The organism is Salinibacterium sp. M195 (assembly GCF_019443965.1).
Taxonomy (GTDB): Bacteria; Actinomycetota; Actinomycetes; order Actinomycetales; family Microbacteriaceae; genus Rhodoglobus.
The window spans coordinates 239,980-255,246 of the sequence record NZ_CP040814.1; the positions used below are offsets into that span (position 1 = coordinate 239,980).

The window sequence follows — 15,267 nt, forward strand, 5'->3', positions numbered from 1 at the left end:
ATTCGGTGGGCTTGAGGCGGTACCGCGTTGGCGACCCTGCTTCGCGGGCCGTCACGAGTGATGCGGACCCCGCAGGAGCTGCGGCTCAGGCGAAGAGTTCAGAGCGGTCGATAAATGTTGTCTGGACTCGCTGCGATTCCGCGTCTCGCCCCTCGATCAGGTTTACGAGACTCACGACGCCGAGGCGCCCGATCGCAGCCGCGTCATTGCGCACAGCGCTAATAGGAGGCGACGCAAACTCAAACCAGTCAAGGTCGTCAAAGGACACCACGGAAATTTGCTCTGACCAGCCAGGGCCAAGGTGCTCCCGCAGTGCTCGCACTGCACCCATCGTGGTGGGGCCGTTTGCTCCGAAGACTGCGGTGGGGTGCACACCTCGATCGAGGATGCGATGCATCGCCTTCGCGGCACCACCGGGAAGGAAGTCTCCGGTATCAATGAGCGCCTCATCCGTGCTGATCCCGTGAGCTTCACGGCCAGCCCGGTATGCAGCGAGACGTTCAGCACCAGTGGATATTGTCGAAGGCCCGGCGACAAAAGCAACGTCATGATGTCCGCGACTGTGAAGCCACTCCAGCACCGCTGTTACGCCTCCGGCGTTATCAGTTCCGACCATGGGCGCGTCGAGTCCGTGAACCGTGCGGTTCATGAGTACTAGCGGCAGCCCTGTGGCACAGATGGCGGCCAGCTGCGAAGAGAGCCCTCCCTGTGGTGAGAGCAGTAGACCATCAATTCGCTGCGATGCGAGGATGCGTAGATATTCATCGACTTTGGACTGGTCCTCGTTGGCGTTCGCAAGGAGCATGGTGTACCCAAGCCGCCCAGCTTCCTGTTCCGCGGCATGAGCCAGTTCAGAAAAGAATGGGTTGCGGATGTCTGAGACGAGCAGTCCAAGAACATCCGTTCGCGCCCGACGCAGCGAACGAGCCGGGCCGTTTGCGATGTAGTTCAATTCAGACGCCGCCGCAAGGACGCGTGAGCGGGAATCAACGGACGTCTGGCTGCTGCCCGATAGCACGCGTGAAGCTGTGCCGAGTGCTACCCCCGCCCTGGCTGCAACATCCTTGATTGTCGCCATCACAACACCTTTCCGTGGAAACGTTCCCAAACGTATCGCATAGCAACCGGCTGGCGCGAGCGTGACGCTGTCGGTTTATTCCTTGTCGTCGAAAATTCTGAGGTTGCGCGATGCGAGCCAGTGATGCACTATTGAGTTCATTACCGCCATGGAAACGTTTCCATGAATAATCGCGAGGAGGTGAATGATGCCCAATACCGTTTTTGTCTTCGGCAGCATCAACGTCGACAGCAGCCACCACGTAGCCGCTATTCCGCAGCCGGGCGAGACCGTCATTGCGTCAGACGTGAGTACATCGCCCGGAGGCAAGGGTGCTAACCAAGCTATCGCGGCCGCATCGGCTGGCGCGATTACTCGCATGATCGGCGCCGTTGGAGACGACCTTGACTCCACCATGGTTCTTGAGGAACTCGCAGCGCGAGGCGTCGACACTGACCTGATCGTCACACTCCGCTCAACGACAACCGGTCGCGCCATCGTCTGCGTAGACGACTCTGGAGAGAATTCCATCGTTGTCGTGTCCGGCGCCAACGCCCACCTCAATGAACTGATCGCTGAGACTGGGCTGGCCACGATAAGTGCCGGCGACATCCTCGTGCTGCAAAATGAAGTGCCTGCGGCCGCCAACTTCGCCGCCGCCCGGCTCGCAAAATCCGCTGGAGCCATCGTTATCTGGAATGCAGCCCCCTCTCCGATGAGCGCAGCTGAGTTGGTGCACGACCTCGACCTTCTTATCGTGAATGAGCATGAATTGAAGCGAGTCGGTGCTGTGCTCGAAGTGGCGCACGGCGACGAAGGTTCCAGTTCCGAGCTGGGCGAACTCCTCACCGCGGTTTCTCGCAAGCTCCGCACTGACGCGATATGCACTTTGGGTTCCGAGGGGTTGATATTCACTATCGGTGCGCAACACGGTAGCGTCCCCGCTCCAAAAGCACAGCCACGCGACACGACCGGGGCCGGAGATGCCTTCGTTGGCTATCTCGCCTCTCAGCCCGCCCTTCCGTGGGTTGATCGACTCCAACTTGCGGCCGCGGCTGGCGCAATTACCGTCACTCAAACCGGCGCATCCACATCGATTCCTCAACTCGAGGCCGTCGAATCTATGCTCGCTACCCTCACAGAAAAGAGACTCGTATGAGAGTTTCCGTTGGAGCGGACCACGCTGGGTTCCCTCTAAAACAGCGCATCATTAGTGCGATCGAACGCCTCGGCCATACCGTGATCGAGCGCGGCGCGACAAGCACCGATCCTGTTGACTTCCCGGACGTCACCCAAGACACCTGTGCTCCAGTACTCGACGGCACCGCGGACCGTGCAGTGCTGGTGTGTGGAACCGGAGCTGGCGCGATCATGGCTGCCAACAAGATCCCTGGCATCCGATGTGGCCTCGCGAATGAGTCGTACTCCGCGCACCAAGCCGTCGAGCACGACGACGCCAACGTCATCGCGCTCGGTGCATGGCTCGTACCACCCGCCTTCATTGATGACATTGTGCGCGAGTTTCTCGACGCCACGTTCGACGATGACGAAGACACGCGCCGCCGCGTCGAAAAGTTGAACGCTCTCGATCTGCTCGGCCCCCCACCGAAAAACTAACCCTCAACGCCCCATCCTCACCGATCAAAGGAGATCCACCCATGACGACCACCACTACCGCAACCCAACGCAAATCTGCGCTGGGTTCAAAAGATCGCAACAAGACAGCGGTCGCCGCCGCGCTTGGTACGAGCGTAGAAAACTACGACTTCATCGCCTTTGGCACCGCTTCCGCCCTGTACTTCGGCGCGGTTTTCTTCCCAGAAAGCGACCGATTCGTCGGCACCCTCCTCGCGTTTGCGACGCTGGCAGTGGGATTCCTTATGCGCCCGCTCGGCGGAGCGATTGGCGGCTACCTCGCAGACAAGTTCGGACGCAAGCCTGTACTCGTAGGGGCGATGCTCGTGATGGGCAGTGCGACCTTCCTCATCGGCCTCCTCCCCACCTACGCTCAGGCCGGAGTAATCGCGCCTATTCTGCTCGTCATCATTCGAATCATCCAAGGGCTCGCCTTCGGCGCAGAATGGGGCGGTGCCATCACGATGGCGTACGAACACGCACCGTGGAACCGTCGCGGTATGTACGCCGCGATCCCCCAGGCCGGCAACCCACTCGGTATTGCTCTCGCTAGCGGCATGTTCCTACTTTGTTCGAACATTGAGGGCGATTTGGCCTGGCGTATCCCCTTCCTTCTGAGTGCAGTCCTTGTAGTAGTAGCGCTAATTGTGCGGTCACGACTTTCAGAGTCGCCAGAGTTCGAGGCGGCCAAGGCTGAAGGAAAGATTGAGAAGAACCCATTCTTAACTACGATCCGTCAGGATTGGCGCGGCATCCTGCGCGTAATCGCGCTGCGCATCGTTGAGTCGTTTGCGTACTACTCCACTGCTACGTATTTTCTGAACTACCTCTCGGGCCGGTTCCCAGACATCCGCCCGCTAGCACTAGCTGCGATTACGGCGGCAAGCATCACCGCCATCTTCGTCACCTTCATCATGGGTTCGCTGACAGACAAAGTTGGTCGTCGGCCGATCTATATTGTTGCGTGCGTGGTTGCCATCCTGTTCGCGTTCCCGATGTACCTTCTCACCGAAGATGGAACCCCCGCGCTTGTCGTCGGCGTCTTCATCTTTGGAATTGGAATCCTCCACGCCTCGCTCACCGGAGTACAGGGCTCACTGCTCACAGAACAGTTCGGCACCTCCACCCGCACCTCAGGCGCGTCTCTCGGTTACCAGATCGCCGCCGCAATCGGAGGATTTGCACCGCTCCTCGCAGCTTTGCTCGTCGGCTGGATCGGATGGCCGGGAGCATCCCTTCTCTACATGACAGCGGCAATTGTGGGCCTGATCGGCATTCTGGTCACCAAAGAGACCTTCGGTGCGGCAGAGCGCGCCCGGATTAACGCACTCGTCGCCGAAGAAAAAAATCGGATCGCCTAATCAAAATTCACACCACTGGGCGCGCAATCACCACGCGCTGAACCTTCGCTCACACAAAAGCCCCGCACTCCTTCAGAGTGCGGGGCTTTTGTCGCCAGCGTTAGCCAGTAATCACACAGCGGTAATCGCTACCTATGGGCGAGGTGCTCCCCCGCCGGGAGCTCCGCCACCGGCGCCTTCGCTACCCGCCGCCGCGACTCCGGCAGTCACAGTTCCGGCAGTCTCGCCATCGACCGTGACCATGTAGGTGTCGCCGTTCGTGATGGCGGCATCCGACAGCACGACCGACTGGAACGATTTGATCGAGGTGAACTCGGCAATCACTGTGCCGCTGCTGTCGAGCACCTGCACGGTCTGTCCAGCGCTATAAGCCTGCTCGAGCGAGGCGCTCAACCAGCCCTGAGCCGAGGACGATTCGGGCGAAGTGGCCATGAAGGTCATGCCGACGGCCAGGACTGTTCCACTCTCGACCACGATGGTGCCGTTCGCATCGAGAGCACCCTCGCGGTCTTCCGCTGAACCGAACACCGTGGTGGTGCCGCCCGTCACGAGCATGGAACCGTTGGAGTCGATTCCATCGCCGGCAGAATTGACCGTTGTCTCGCCGCCGGTGATCGCCACCATCGCACCGTCATCCGCTTCGACAATGCCGCCGACGTCGGTGGTGGTGCTAGTGCCGCTCGTCGCATTGATGCCGTCGTCGCTCGCGTTGACCGCGAGTACGCCGCCCTCGATCGTGATGTAGTACGACTCGATGCCCTCGTAGGAATTCGTGACAGCGGTTCCGCCGCCCGAGATCACGATGTTGACCTCGGACTTGAGCCCGTCGTCCTCGCCAGCGAGCGTGGTCGAACCGCCTGCGATCACGATGTCGGTCTCTGCCTGCACTCCGTCATCCGCTGCGGTGAGGGCAACAGTGCCGCCTGCGATGTAGACGTAGCCGCGCGTTTCGTCTTCTTCGTTGTCTGATTTGAGAGCATCGCCGCCGGCATCCACCGTGACGGTGCCGCCCTCGATGGTCAGCGAGTCTTTGCCGCGCAGTCCATCGTCGCCCGCGGTGACGGTGATGTCGCCCGAGAGGATGACGAGGTCATCGTGGCTCGTGATGCCATCGTTGATCGAGCTGCTCACGGTGAGCGATCCGTCGCCCGAGATGGTGAGATCGGCGTCGCTGAAGAGTGCGGCATTGAGGTCGGCGTCGTCTCCAGTGGAGGAGAGGGTGTTGTTTCCACTGAGCGAGACCACCACGTCTTCGGCGTTGACGACCGCGATCGCGGCACTCGTTGAGTTAGCGATTTCTACTCCGTCGAGCACGAGTGCGACGACATCTTCATCGTCGGTGTCGACGACTACTTGGCCGTCGAGCTGCCCCGAGAAAATGTAGGTGCCGGCCGCCGTGATGGTGATCGTGGAACCCGAGACACTGACGCCATCGCCGTCGGCGGTCGCAGTGGACCCGTCGAGGGCGATCGAAACGGCGCCATCGAGGGTCCACTCGTCATCGTTCGTGGTCGTCGAGTTTGCGTTTGCCGCGAGAACTTCTGTCGCAACGGGTCCTAAGTTCAGATTGGCGCTCGCCTCGCTGACCTCGGCGGTCACGCTGGAGGTGACGGCGGGAGTTTCGACGGCAGTCGTGCATCCGGCCAACAGCACCCCGCCTATCAAGAACGTGCTGACTGCGGCGGTAAGGGTGAAGTGATTTCGCTTCATGATCAAGCTCCTCTGGTGGGTGACAAGTTCCACTACACCGGGGTTCCCTATGACATTTCTATGAGCAAGATATACGTGAGCCGTGGATGTCGAAACGGCGTGCTGACATCGGCCCCTGCCCGCTCCTGCCGCATCACGGCTTCGTAAGAGAAGATTGACCCATGACAGCCGTGAGCGCTTCCGCCGCACCGGTCGGCGACCTGAGCGAATGGGTTCGCGCGCCCTTCACCGCCGCGGGCATGACGTACGACTGCTTCGAAAAAGGTTCGGGACCAGGGGTGGTGCTCATCCCAGAGATCCCCGGGATCACACCGGAGGTGCTTGGCCTGGCCGAGCACCTTGTCGCCGCGGGCTTCACCGTGGTCGTGCCCTCACCGTTCGGCCAGCCCGGCAAGGTGAAGACTCTGGGGTACATGACGCGGGTCGTGCTGCGGCTGTGCGTGGCCGCCGAGTTCCGCGCGTTCGCAACGAATTCATCCCGTCCCGTCACCGACTACTTTCGGGCGGTTGCCTCCGACCTTGCTGCTCGCACTCCCGGGCGAGGCGTTGGCGTCATCGGGCAATGCTTCACGGGCGGATTTGCCCTAGCCGCGGCAATCGACGACTCCGTGGCAGCATCCGTTCTCAGCCAGCCGGCAATCCCGTTTCCCCTGGGCCGCGCGCGCCAGCTCGATGCTGGGGTCTCGCCCGACGAACTTAATCGCATCGCCGCCCGAGCGGATGCCGGTGAAGTCTGCGCTCTCGGCTTGCGCTTCAGCGAGGACACTGCCGCCCCGCGCGCCCGGTTCGACACCATCAAGGCCCGCCTCGGCGACGCCTTCGAGGTTATTCAGTTGGATTCCTCGCCAGGAAACCCCGACGGCTACGCCGCAACCGCACACTCGGTGCTGACCGGCGAAGTGCGCGAGAACCCGGCGAACTCGGCGGCGGGCGCCCGCGACCGGGTGGTCGAGTTCTTGCGCGAACGCATCGGTTGAGCAGCGTTGACTGCTCTCGTCGAGCCGGTGTCGCTGACTACGCGAGCTGGCTTGATCTAGCCGAGGCTCGACCCAAGCGCACCAACGATGTACGGGACGAGCCAGATCGCCCACACAATGACAGAGAACCGGTGAAAGCTGGTCTTCTCGGTTTCACGATTGCGCACCAGCACGACGATTGCCCATGCGAGATGCACGGCCATGAGGACGATCGCGATCACTCCCGTGACGCCCATCAACTGGTTCAGGGCGCCCTGCTCGATCCCGGCCGCACGATTCTCGGTCGCGATCAGGTTCATCAAAAAGGTGCCCGTCGCATCGGCAGCTAGCCCAAGCCCGAAGAATACGGTGTGCCACGGCTTGAGCACTTTCTGCACTCGCTCGCTCCACACCCCGACGGTGTAAAAGACAAGGGCGAGGGTGATGAGGATGATCGCAGGCAGCAGCATCCCTCTATCTTGCGCTGTTTACGACTCCCGAGCGAAAATGGATCGGCTCAATTAGTTGCTCGCCGCGACCCGCTCAACCTTGTCGAAGCGCTCTTCGCCTCGGCGTGTGCCGATTCGGTTCTGATGGAGCAGGCGGCCCGTTCTAGCGCACATCGCGCCGTTGCGCGAAGATTCGAGCGGCGGCTTAGAATTTCGTGGGTCGTAGCACTTCGATATCGCTCATGAACAGGATCATGGCGTAGTCGGCGTAGTAGTGCTCCTGAAGGTATGCGGCGATTGCTTCGGCCGTCTCCGCGTCGCACACCACCTCGATGCGGATGTTGCTACTGGCCTCCCAGCCGGCATCGCGAACACCGCGGTTACCTTTGCCGCGGGCGTCGGTGATGGTGTACCCGTGGGCATTCAGCTGGTCAAGATCTCGAACAAGGATGCTCTCGACCGCGGCTTCTGTGATGACGGTCAACAACCTGCGGGTATGGCTTTGCATGGTTCTTATCCTCTCGCGAATGTATGTGCCCACACGGCAAGTGCGTGGTAGATCGGGATGCCGAGCAAGACGTTGAAGGGGAAGGTGATTCCCAGTGCCGCGGCAAGTGACAGCGTGGGGTTCGCCTCGGGCACGGAAATGCGCATGGCCGCCGGCACCGCGATGTATGAGGCACTCGCCGCCAGCGTCGCCAGGATTGCCGTTCCGCCGACGGAGAGGTCAAGAACCCAGCCCAGCCAGGTGCCCACCAGCGCCGAGAAGAGTGGCATCCCGATTCCGAAGGCGACCAGAAATGGCCCGTAGCGGCGAAGGCTTCCGATCTGCTTTGCGGTGATCAACCCCATTTCTAGGAGAAACACGGCGAGGAATCCTTTGAACAGATCGAAGAAGAACGGCTCGATCGGCTTCAACCCGTCCGGTCCGGCTGCCCAACCAATGAGCAGTCCACCCAGCAGCAAAACAATTCCCTTGCCGAGGAACACCTCGTGGGCCACCGACCTCCAGCGCATCTCTCGTGAGATTCCTCGCGCGAGCACAATTCCCACCAGGATGGCTGGCACCTCGAGCATCACCAGAAGCAGCGGCATGTGTTCTTCGAAAGGGATCTGCCTGCTGCCGAGGTATGCGACGGCCACCGCGAAGGTGCCGACGCTCACGGATCCGTAGTGGGCGGCGATTGAGGCGGCGTCCGCACGCGTGAAGCGTCCCAGATAGCGCAGGACAGGAAATGCGAGCAGGGTTAGCACGAGGCCCATGACCACCACAGCCCCCATGTGCGGCAGCAATGTGGAGAAGGGCTGTTTGGCGAGTTCGACGCCGCCCTTGAGCCCGATGGAGAGCAGCAGCACGATGCTGACGAACTCGTACACTGCTGCCGGAAGACGCAATTCCGACCTCAGCAAGCCCGCGACGGCTCCGAGCAGGAAGAACAGGATGATGGGATCGATCACGCGGTGACTCTCTGGTTCGCTTACGGTCCGTAGCCCATAGGAGGCGCCCAAGGGTCAACCTCTTCGATATACGCTGTGCAATACACGATAACCATAGCGTGTATTGCACAGCGCGTGTCACCTAGGATGGAACGATGAACAGCTGGACCTTCCTGACCAATCACGCACACGTTCTGCTGTCTGTTTCTAGGGACCCCACCATGCGGCTACGGGACATCGCCGAAGCCGTCGGCATCACCGAACGAGCCGCCCAGCGCATCATCGCCGAACTTGTCGCAGACGGGTATCTCACGCGCAAGCGGGATGGCCGACGCAACAGCTACGAGCTCTACCCGGATCTACCGCTTCGGCACCCCCTGGAGCGCCACCACCAGATCGGCGAATTGCTCAAGACACTGGGGTCCGAACACCGCGCGTAGGCGCATGGCAGCCGAAGGTCTGCCTATTCGCACTGGCGCCGGGAGCCTTCGCCCCCGGAGACTGGACAAACGAAAAAAGAAAGGCCCCGCCAAAACAGGCGGGGCCTTTCTCGAGTGGTGCGCCCGGAGGGATTTGAACCCCCGGCCTATTGATCCGTAGTCAATTGCTCTATCCGCTGAGCTACGGGCGCATCTTATTGACTTGCGCCAACCAGAAAACTATACCAGCGGTTTGGGCCTCCCACTGACACTTCCGGCAGTCGGATGCCGCGAGCGCCTATTTTCTGACGCGAAGGTGGGCGACGCCACCGTCAACTTCGAGCGCGGTACCCGTGGTCGAGCCAGAAAGTGGGCTCGCCAAATACGCGATCGCGCCGGCGACTTCTTCTGGTGTCACCATGCGTCCGGTGGCCTGGCGGGCATCCAGTGCGGCACGTTCGGCGACGGGGTCGTCGAAGCCCTGCAGCATCCGTTCCACAAACGGGGTGGAGACTGTGCCCGGGCTGACCGCGTTGACACGCACACCATCCGCCACATGATCAGTTGCCATCGCGTAGGTGAGAGCGAGAACGGCACCCTTCGATGCGCTGTAGAGCGCGCGCTCGGGGAGGCCGTTGAGTGCGGCGATCGAGCAGAGGTTCACGATCGCCGCGTGCTGCGACTTGCGCAACCACGGCAGCGCTGCCGCGGATACCCGGGCCATACCGGTGACGTTGATGTTGAGCACGCGTGCCCAGTCGGCGTCATCGTTGTCTTCGACGGTTCCGACCGCGCTGATGCCGGCATTGTTCACGACGATATCGATGGCGCCGAGCTTCTCCCCCACCGCTGCAATCGCCACATCGACGGACGCACGATCAGACACGTCAGCGGTGAACCCGTGGAGCCGAGCATCCAACCCCTCTGTATTGAGATCGAGCACCGCAACGGTCGCGCCACGCGCTTCTAGCGCGAGCGCCGAAGCCAGGCCGATGCCCGAAGCGCCACCGGTGACGACGGCGACGAGACCGTCGAATTCGGCGCTCATGCCTGCACCAGAGTCTGGCGAGCGCGACCGAGGCCGTCAATCTCGAGTTCAACGACGTCGCCAGCGCGCAGGTACGGCTGGCCCTCTATGCCCATCGCGACGCCTGCAGGGGTTCCCGTGTTAATGACGTCACCCGGCTGCAGCACCATGAACTGGCTCAGGTACCAAATGATGTGGTGGACACCGAACGCCATATTCGCGGTCGTGCCATTCTGGCGTTCGACACCATTCACCCAGAGCCGCAAGCCCAAGGCTTGAGGGTCGGCCACCTCGTCGGCGCTCACCAGCTCAGGCCCAAACGGATTGAACGTCTCGCAGCTCTTACCCTTGTCCCAGGTTCCGCCACGTTCGAGCTGGAAGGCGCGTTCGGAGACATCGTGCGACACGGCGTAACCGGCAATGACGGCGGCCGCGTCATCCGGGGAGTCAAGGTAACGAGCAGTGGCGCCGATCACGACGCCGAGCTCAACCTCCCAGTCAGTCTTCACGCTTGTGCGCGGGATGAGCACGTCGTCGAAGGCGCCGACCATCGTGCTCGGGTCTTTCATAAAGATGACGGGTTCGTCGGGAAGTGTTGCACCGGTTTCTTCAGCGTGGTCGCTGTAGTTGAGGCCGACGCAGACGATCTTTCCCGGGCGGGCGATGGGCGCACCGACGCGCATGCCCTCGGTCGCGATAGCGGGAAGCGAGCCGGCAGCGACAGCGGCCCGAGCAGCATCGACCCCTCCAGCGGTGAAGAACGCGCCATCAATGTCTGCCGCGATGGAGCGCAGGTCGAAGGCTCCGCCGTCGTGGAGCACCACGGGAATTTCTGAGCCAACCGGCCCGAGTCGCGCAAATCTCACTGAGTGTTCTCCTTCGTTGCCAACGCGATACCTTCGCGCTCTTGTGATTCATAGCCAGCCTCGACGACGGCCATGGTGTGCATGACGTCATCGACCGAGGTCGGAAGTTCAGAAATGGAACCCTCGACATAGCGTTGGAGGGCGCTCATCGAGCCGATGAAGGCATCCGGGAACCAGGTTCCCTCGAAGGGGATCGGCTGCCAACCGAGCTCGGGCTTGTCGGTGTACGCAATCGTGAGCGCGTCAGGGCCGCCGCGCGGGTAGTCGAGCATGAGACCCATCTGGGCGCGAATGGCGCCCTTGGTGCCCTCCCACTTGATGAAAGCCTCTTCGAAGTCGCCCCCGAATCCGTGATCGTGGTTAGTGCTGATCGTGACCCGCAGTGGACGGTCCCGGTAGCGCATGATGATTGTCGAGCGAGTGTTCGAGACCTGAGGCTTGGCCGGATGCCGCACGGTCGCAACGCTCACGCCATCGGGGTCGCCCAGGAATGAGCGCACGAGGTCCATGTAGTGCACGCTGTGCATGTTGAGCTCGAGGCGTTCGATGCCGAGAACGTGCGGGAAGATCTCCCAGGGTGTCTCGGTAGCAACGCGGATCTCCAGGTCGTAGAGCTCGCCGATCGCGCCCTCGGCAATGAGTTTGCGAGCCGCCGCCACGTACGGCGCGAACCGCAACTGCGTGTTCACGGCAGCAACGAGATTCTTGCGGTGGCAGATCTCAAGCAGCACTCGCGCCTCGGCCAAGTTCTGCCCAAACGGCTTCTGGATGAGCACGGCGGCGCCATCAGGCAACTGGTCGAGAACCGCGGGATACTGCTCGGGCATGAGGGCGAGATCGTAGACGGCGTCCGCAGGGGCCTTGGCTACAGCATCCGACAGCGACGTGAACACATTCGGGATGCCGAACTCATCAGCCAGCGCCTGTGCCTTGGCCGCCGTGCGGTTCACAATCCCCCACACCGTGAACCCTGCTTTGCGATAGGCAGGAAGGTGCGCGTCTTTGACGATTCCGCCGGCGCCAATCATGACAATCGGGCGCGGACGATCGGGCAGCACAACGGTATACGCCTCGGCGGGTTCACGTTCTGGGTAGTGCGACACAGATCACTCCGGCTCTCATAGGCGGTCAAACTCGTGATCAAACGATATATCAAACAGTGTCAGGCGGCAATGCAGGGGCAAGGCTGCGGCTGGCCGGATTCCGGGACGGCTTCCGGGCGGCTTCCGGGGTGGCTTCCGCTGACTGTCGGAAACTCAGGAGATTGGCGCCGTATTTGGCTCAGGCAGCGGGCCAACGCCCCGAAAAGGCTAAATCTCCTGAATTTCCGAAGGGGCAGTGCGCGACCGGGCATACCGGACATACCGGGCATACCGAGCAACGCCGCCACGCACTACGCCGCACCGTACTCACTCTCGCACGCACGTACGTACTTACGTACGTAGGTGTGCGTACGTACGCACTCACAACGCACAACGCACAACGCACGCCGCACGCCGCACGCCGCACGCACAACAAAGTGCGGCCCACCCGCAAGGGTGAGCCGCACTCGAGTCGCGTCAGCGAGCAGTTCTAGATCGCACCCCGCGGGCCCTGGATCAGATCGTCGTGATGAATCTGGGCAACGTTGGGGTGCGCGCGCATTCGATAGCGGAGCGCATTGTCTCCATACGTTTCGAGGATGGGACTGTTCGTGGGGTCGAGCGACAGCCCGCGCGCTTGAGCGGCGAGCTCGGGCGGGAGCTGCAACTGGGGCATCACGGTGTCGAGGGCGGGGTTGAAGAAGAACGGAATCGAGATGCGGTCATCCCCGATGAGCGGCGAGATTACGCGGTGCAGCGTCGCCTTGAGATATCCCTCGGTTGCGAGCTCAAGCATTTCGCCGATGTTCACGACGAAGGCACCGGGCATGGGCGGAACATCCACCCATTCTCCGTTGTAGTCGACCTGCAGGCCGCCCTTGCCCGGCTCCACCATCAACAGCGTCAGAACGCCACCGTCACGGTGAGCACCGACGCCCTGCTTGGGCTCCGGGTTGGACTCACCGGGGTACCGCACGATCTTGAGCTGCGGGAAGGGCTTCTCGGCGAAGGCGTTGTCGAAGACGTCCTCCGGGGCTCCGAGAGCGTGGGCCCAGGCGCGCAACAGGCGAAGCGAGACGGCGCTGAGTTTGTCATTCCACTCGTTGACCAACTCACGAAGCTGCGGCACGGCATCCGGCCACAGGTTGGGGCCTTCGAGGCGCCAGTAGTCGGCGAGCCCGGCCGCGTTGTCAATGACGTCGCGTTCGGGGCCGACATCGATCTGCTCGCGCCAATCGGTCTTGCCCTCAGTCAGTTCGCCGCCGACCCGCGTGTAGCCGCGGAACTGCGGACTCTTGACGTTTTCAACGGCCAACTTCTGCTCGGCGGGCAAGTCAAAGAACTCTCGGGATGCCGCGAGCAGGTCATCCATCAATGTCTCATCGACGCCGTGCCCGACCAGGTAAAAGAACCCAACATCGTGGGTCGCGCTCAGCAAATCATCCCGGAACTTGGCGGCAGCTTCTGGGCCGCCATCGAGTAGCGAGAGGTCAATTACGGGGAGCGCAGAATCGTTCATTTAACGATGTTCACACGAGAGTCCTGAGAGTTTTCCTTTGTTACGCCCACAGCGTTAACGGTGGGCGCAACACGATCACAATTCGGAAAATTATGCTCCGACTACGGCGCGTTCGGGAATAACTTGCGGGTGCGTTTGGCCCATATGTTCAATAACGCGCACCACCTGGCTGGTGTACCCGAACTCGTTGTCGTACCAGACGTACAACACGAGGTGCTTGCCCGTGCTGATCGTCGCGAGGCCATCCACGATGCCGGCGCGGTGCGAGCCGGTGAAGTCGCTCGAGACGATCTCCGGTGAATCGATGAAGTCGATCTGCTGCTGCAGAGTCGAGTCAAGGGAGAGATTGCGCAGGTAACGGTTCACGTCGTCACGGGTGGTTTCGGTCGCCAGATTGAGGTTCAGAATTGCCATCGACACGTTCGGGGTGGGAACCCGGATGGCGCTGCCGGTGAGCAATCCCGCCAGCTCCGGAACCGCCTTCGCAACTGCTTTCGCAGCGCCCGTCTCGGTGATGACCATGTTCATCGGGGCCGAGCGGCCACGACGGTCGCCGGAATGGAAGTTGTCGGTCAGGTTTTGGTCGTTCGTGTACGAGTGCACCGTCTCGACGTGACCGTGCTCAATGCCGTACTGGTCGTTGATCGCTTTGAGCACCGGTGAAATTGCGTTGGTCGTGCACGACGCAGCAGAGAGGATGGCGTCTGAGTCGGCGATGGTGTCGTGGTTGAGGCCATAGACGATGTTCTTGATGTCGCCCTTGCCGGGAGCGGTGAGGAGAACCCGCTTCACTCCCTTCGACTTGAGGTGCTGACCGAGGCCTTCTTCGTCACGCCAGCGACCGGTGTTGTCGACGACGATGGCATCCGAAATGCCGTATTCGGTGTAGTCGATTGTGGCTGGATCGTTCGAGTAGATCACCTGAATGAGCGTGCCGTTTGCGAGAATCGTGTTCGCTTCGGTGTCGACCGAGATGGTTCCCTCAAACGGTCCGTGAACACTGTCGCGACGCAACAGGCTGGCACGCTTCACGAGGTCGTTGTCTGATCCCTTGCGCACAACGATGGCCCGCAAGCGGAGCCCCTCGCCGTTGCCGGCGTGCGCGATGAGGATTCGGGCCAACAGTCGACCGATCCGGCCGAAACCGTAGAGCACGACATCCGCGCCCACCGGTTTCGTCTCGTGGCCGTTCTTCAGCACCGGCTCAAGCTCGGCGGCCAAGAAGTCGCCTAGCTCGCCACCGACTTCGCGAAATCGGTTGACGAGCTTTGCCAGATCGATGGATGCCGAATTCAGCGGCATCGCCGACAGCGCGAGCATCATCGGCATAGTTTCTTCGATCGGCAGTTCGCTCTCGTTGAGCTGACGCGCAAAGCGGTGAGCCTTGAGCACCTCGACTGGCGACTGGTTGATGAGGCGGCGGCCGTGAATGGAGGTCACGACGCCGCGGTTGCGATACAGCCCACCGATGAGGGGGATCATTGCCTCGGCCAGTTCTTGGCGGGCATTCCATCGGGCAAATTCGTCGCTGTGTTCGCGTTGCATCAGGTTCCTTCCGACTGCAGAGTCACGGGCCGCGAGCGCGCTTGTAACGCGGCTGGCCCGAAATCTATTCTTCCAGACGGATGCTCGGCACGCGCAGGCAGTCGGGGGCAGTTCTGGCAACACTTTAGAGATTGCCAAAGGGGGCGATTCTTAACGTGGGCGAGCAGCGATGACATCATTCATCGCAGCATCAGGCAGGCAGGC

The 15,267-nt window shown here is 61.6% G+C and carries 15 protein-coding genes and 1 tRNA gene; 5 read left to right on the plus strand and 11 right to left on the minus strand.

What is annotated here, in order from left to right:
* Nucleotides 1–85: 85 nt before the first annotated feature.
* Nucleotides 86–1,078, minus strand: coding sequence for a LacI family DNA-binding transcriptional regulator (locus FFT87_RS01145; RefSeq protein ID WP_219949560.1), 993 nt, complete (start codon nucleotides 1,076–1,078; stop codon nucleotides 86–88).
* A 184-nt stretch (nucleotides 1,079–1,262) separates the two neighbouring features.
* Here FFT87_RS01145 and FFT87_RS01150 point away from each other — a divergent pair, with 184 nt between their 5' ends.
* From FFT87_RS01150 to FFT87_RS01160, 3 genes are read left to right on the plus strand one after another with little or no spacing between them, the layout of a single operon-like run.
* Complete coding sequence (locus tag FFT87_RS01150) at nucleotides 1,263–2,216, plus strand: ribokinase (protein WP_219949561.1); 954 nt, start codon at nucleotides 1,263–1,265, stop codon at nucleotides 2,214–2,216.
* Entirely contained in the window at nucleotides 2,213–2,674 is a 462-nt protein-coding gene (locus FFT87_RS01155) for an RpiB/LacA/LacB family sugar-phosphate isomerase (protein ID WP_219949562.1), read from the plus strand. Before FFT87_RS01150 ends, FFT87_RS01155 begins: the two co-directional genes overlap by 4 nt.
* A gap of 41 nt (nucleotides 2,675–2,715) precedes the next feature.
* A complete protein-coding gene (locus FFT87_RS01160; RefSeq protein WP_219949563.1) occupies nucleotides 2,716–4,053 on the plus strand; it encodes an MFS transporter in 1,338 nt (445 codons plus the stop codon).
* Between the two features lie 132 nt (nucleotides 4,054–4,185).
* Here the strand turns inward: FFT87_RS01160 and FFT87_RS01165 are convergent, their stop codons facing one another.
* Nucleotides 4,186–5,763, minus strand: a complete 1,578-nt coding sequence (locus tag FFT87_RS01165) for a carbohydrate-binding domain-containing protein (RefSeq protein WP_219949564.1) — start codon at nucleotides 5,761–5,763, stop codon at nucleotides 4,186–4,188.
* Nucleotides 5,764–5,924: 161 nt separating this feature from the next.
* Here FFT87_RS01165 and FFT87_RS01170 point away from each other — a divergent pair, with 161 nt between their 5' ends.
* The gene (locus tag FFT87_RS01170; RefSeq protein WP_219949565.1) at nucleotides 5,925–6,740 is read left to right on the plus strand and encodes a dienelactone hydrolase family protein; all 816 of its coding nucleotides are present in this window, start codon (nucleotides 5,925–5,927) and stop codon (nucleotides 6,738–6,740) included.
* Nucleotides 6,741–6,796: 56 nt separating this feature from the next.
* Here FFT87_RS01170 and FFT87_RS01175 read toward each other — a convergent pair whose 3' ends face one another.
* From FFT87_RS01175 to FFT87_RS01185, 3 genes are all read right to left on the minus strand, one after another.
* Complete coding sequence (locus tag FFT87_RS01175) at nucleotides 6,797–7,189, minus strand: HsmA family protein (RefSeq protein WP_219949566.1); 393 nt, start codon at nucleotides 7,187–7,189, stop codon at nucleotides 6,797–6,799.
* A 184-nt stretch (nucleotides 7,190–7,373) separates the two neighbouring features.
* Nucleotides 7,374–7,676, minus strand: a complete 303-nt coding sequence (locus tag FFT87_RS01180) for a transcriptional regulator (RefSeq protein ID WP_219949567.1) — start codon at nucleotides 7,674–7,676, stop codon at nucleotides 7,374–7,376.
* Between the two features lie 5 nt (nucleotides 7,677–7,681).
* Nucleotides 7,682–8,626 (minus strand): sodium-dependent bicarbonate transport family permease, encoded by a 945-nt coding sequence (locus tag FFT87_RS01185; RefSeq protein WP_219949568.1) that lies wholly within the window; start codon nucleotides 8,624–8,626, stop codon nucleotides 7,682–7,684.
* A gap of 134 nt (nucleotides 8,627–8,760) precedes the next feature.
* On the opposite strand from FFT87_RS01185, the gene FFT87_RS01190 reads away from it, so the two are divergent.
* Entirely contained in the window at nucleotides 8,761–9,045 is a 285-nt protein-coding gene (locus tag FFT87_RS01190) for a helix-turn-helix domain-containing protein (RefSeq protein WP_219949569.1), read from the plus strand.
* 115 nt (nucleotides 9,046–9,160) lie between these two features.
* On the opposite strand, the gene FFT87_RS01195 is transcribed toward FFT87_RS01190, so the two are convergent.
* The 6 genes from FFT87_RS01195 to FFT87_RS01220 all read right to left on the minus strand — a co-directional run bounded on the left by FFT87_RS01195 (nucleotide 9,161) and on the right by FFT87_RS01220 (nucleotide 15,063).
* Nucleotides 9,161–9,236 (minus strand) — tRNA-Arg (locus FFT87_RS01195).
* An 86-nt stretch (nucleotides 9,237–9,322) separates the two neighbouring features.
* Nucleotides 9,323–10,072 (minus strand): SDR family NAD(P)-dependent oxidoreductase, encoded by a 750-nt coding sequence (locus FFT87_RS01200; RefSeq protein WP_219949570.1) that lies wholly within the window; start codon nucleotides 10,070–10,072, stop codon nucleotides 9,323–9,325.
* Nucleotides 10,069–10,917 (minus strand): fumarylacetoacetate hydrolase family protein, encoded by an 849-nt coding sequence (locus FFT87_RS01205; RefSeq protein ID WP_219949571.1) that lies wholly within the window; start codon nucleotides 10,915–10,917, stop codon nucleotides 10,069–10,071. Before FFT87_RS01205 ends, FFT87_RS01200 begins: the two co-directional genes overlap by 4 nt.
* Nucleotides 10,914–12,020 carry a Gfo/Idh/MocA family protein gene (locus FFT87_RS01210; protein WP_219949572.1) on the minus strand — a complete coding sequence of 369 codons (1,107 nt, stop codon included), beginning with the start codon at nucleotides 12,018–12,020 and terminating at the stop codon, nucleotides 10,914–10,916. Before FFT87_RS01210 ends, FFT87_RS01205 begins: the two co-directional genes overlap by 4 nt.
* 469 nt (nucleotides 12,021–12,489) lie before the next feature.
* Nucleotides 12,490–13,518 (minus strand): isopenicillin N synthase family oxygenase, encoded by a 1,029-nt coding sequence (locus FFT87_RS01215; protein ID WP_219949573.1) that lies wholly within the window; start codon nucleotides 13,516–13,518, stop codon nucleotides 12,490–12,492.
* Between the two features lie 90 nt (nucleotides 13,519–13,608).
* On the minus strand, nucleotides 13,609–15,063 hold the full coding sequence (locus FFT87_RS01220; RefSeq protein WP_219949574.1) for a glyceraldehyde-3-phosphate dehydrogenase: 1,455 nt from the start codon (nucleotides 15,061–15,063) through the stop codon (nucleotides 13,609–13,611).
* Nucleotides 15,064–15,267: the final 204 nt, after the last annotated feature.

Coding starts and splice junctions, on each gene's coding strand:
- FFT87_RS01150 (WP_219949561.1), top strand. CDS start 1,263: ATGATGCCCAATACCGTTTTTGTCTTCGGCAGCATCAACGTCGACAGC.
- FFT87_RS01215 (WP_219949573.1), bottom strand. CDS start 13,518: ATGAACGATTCTGCGCTCCCCGTAATTGACCTCTCGCTACTCGATGGC.
- FFT87_RS01220 (WP_219949574.1), bottom strand. CDS start 15,063: ATGCAACGCGAACACAGCGACGAATTTGCCCGATGGAATGCCCGCCAA.
- FFT87_RS01155 (WP_219949562.1), top strand. CDS start 2,213: ATGAGAGTTTCCGTTGGAGCGGACCACGCTGGGTTCCCTCTAAAACAG.
- FFT87_RS01200 (WP_219949570.1), bottom strand. CDS start 10,072: ATGAGCGCCGAATTCGACGGTCTCGTCGCCGTCGTCACCGGTGGCGCT.
- FFT87_RS01180 (WP_219949567.1), bottom strand. CDS start 7,676: ATGCAAAGCCATACCCGCAGGTTGTTGACCGTCATCACAGAAGCCGCG.
- FFT87_RS01170 (WP_219949565.1), top strand. CDS start 5,925: ATGACAGCCGTGAGCGCTTCCGCCGCACCGGTCGGCGACCTGAGCGAA.
- FFT87_RS01145 (WP_219949560.1), bottom strand. CDS start 1,078: ATGGCGACAATCAAGGATGTTGCAGCCAGGGCGGGGGTAGCACTCGGC.
- FFT87_RS01165 (WP_219949564.1), bottom strand. CDS start 5,763: ATGAAGCGAAATCACTTCACCCTTACCGCCGCAGTCAGCACGTTCTTG.
- FFT87_RS01190 (WP_219949569.1), top strand. CDS start 8,761: ATGAACAGCTGGACCTTCCTGACCAATCACGCACACGTTCTGCTGTCT.
- FFT87_RS01175 (WP_219949566.1), bottom strand. CDS start 7,189: ATGCTGCTGCCTGCGATCATCCTCATCACCCTCGCCCTTGTCTTTTAC.
- FFT87_RS01160 (WP_219949563.1), top strand. CDS start 2,716: ATGACGACCACCACTACCGCAACCCAACGCAAATCTGCGCTGGGTTCA.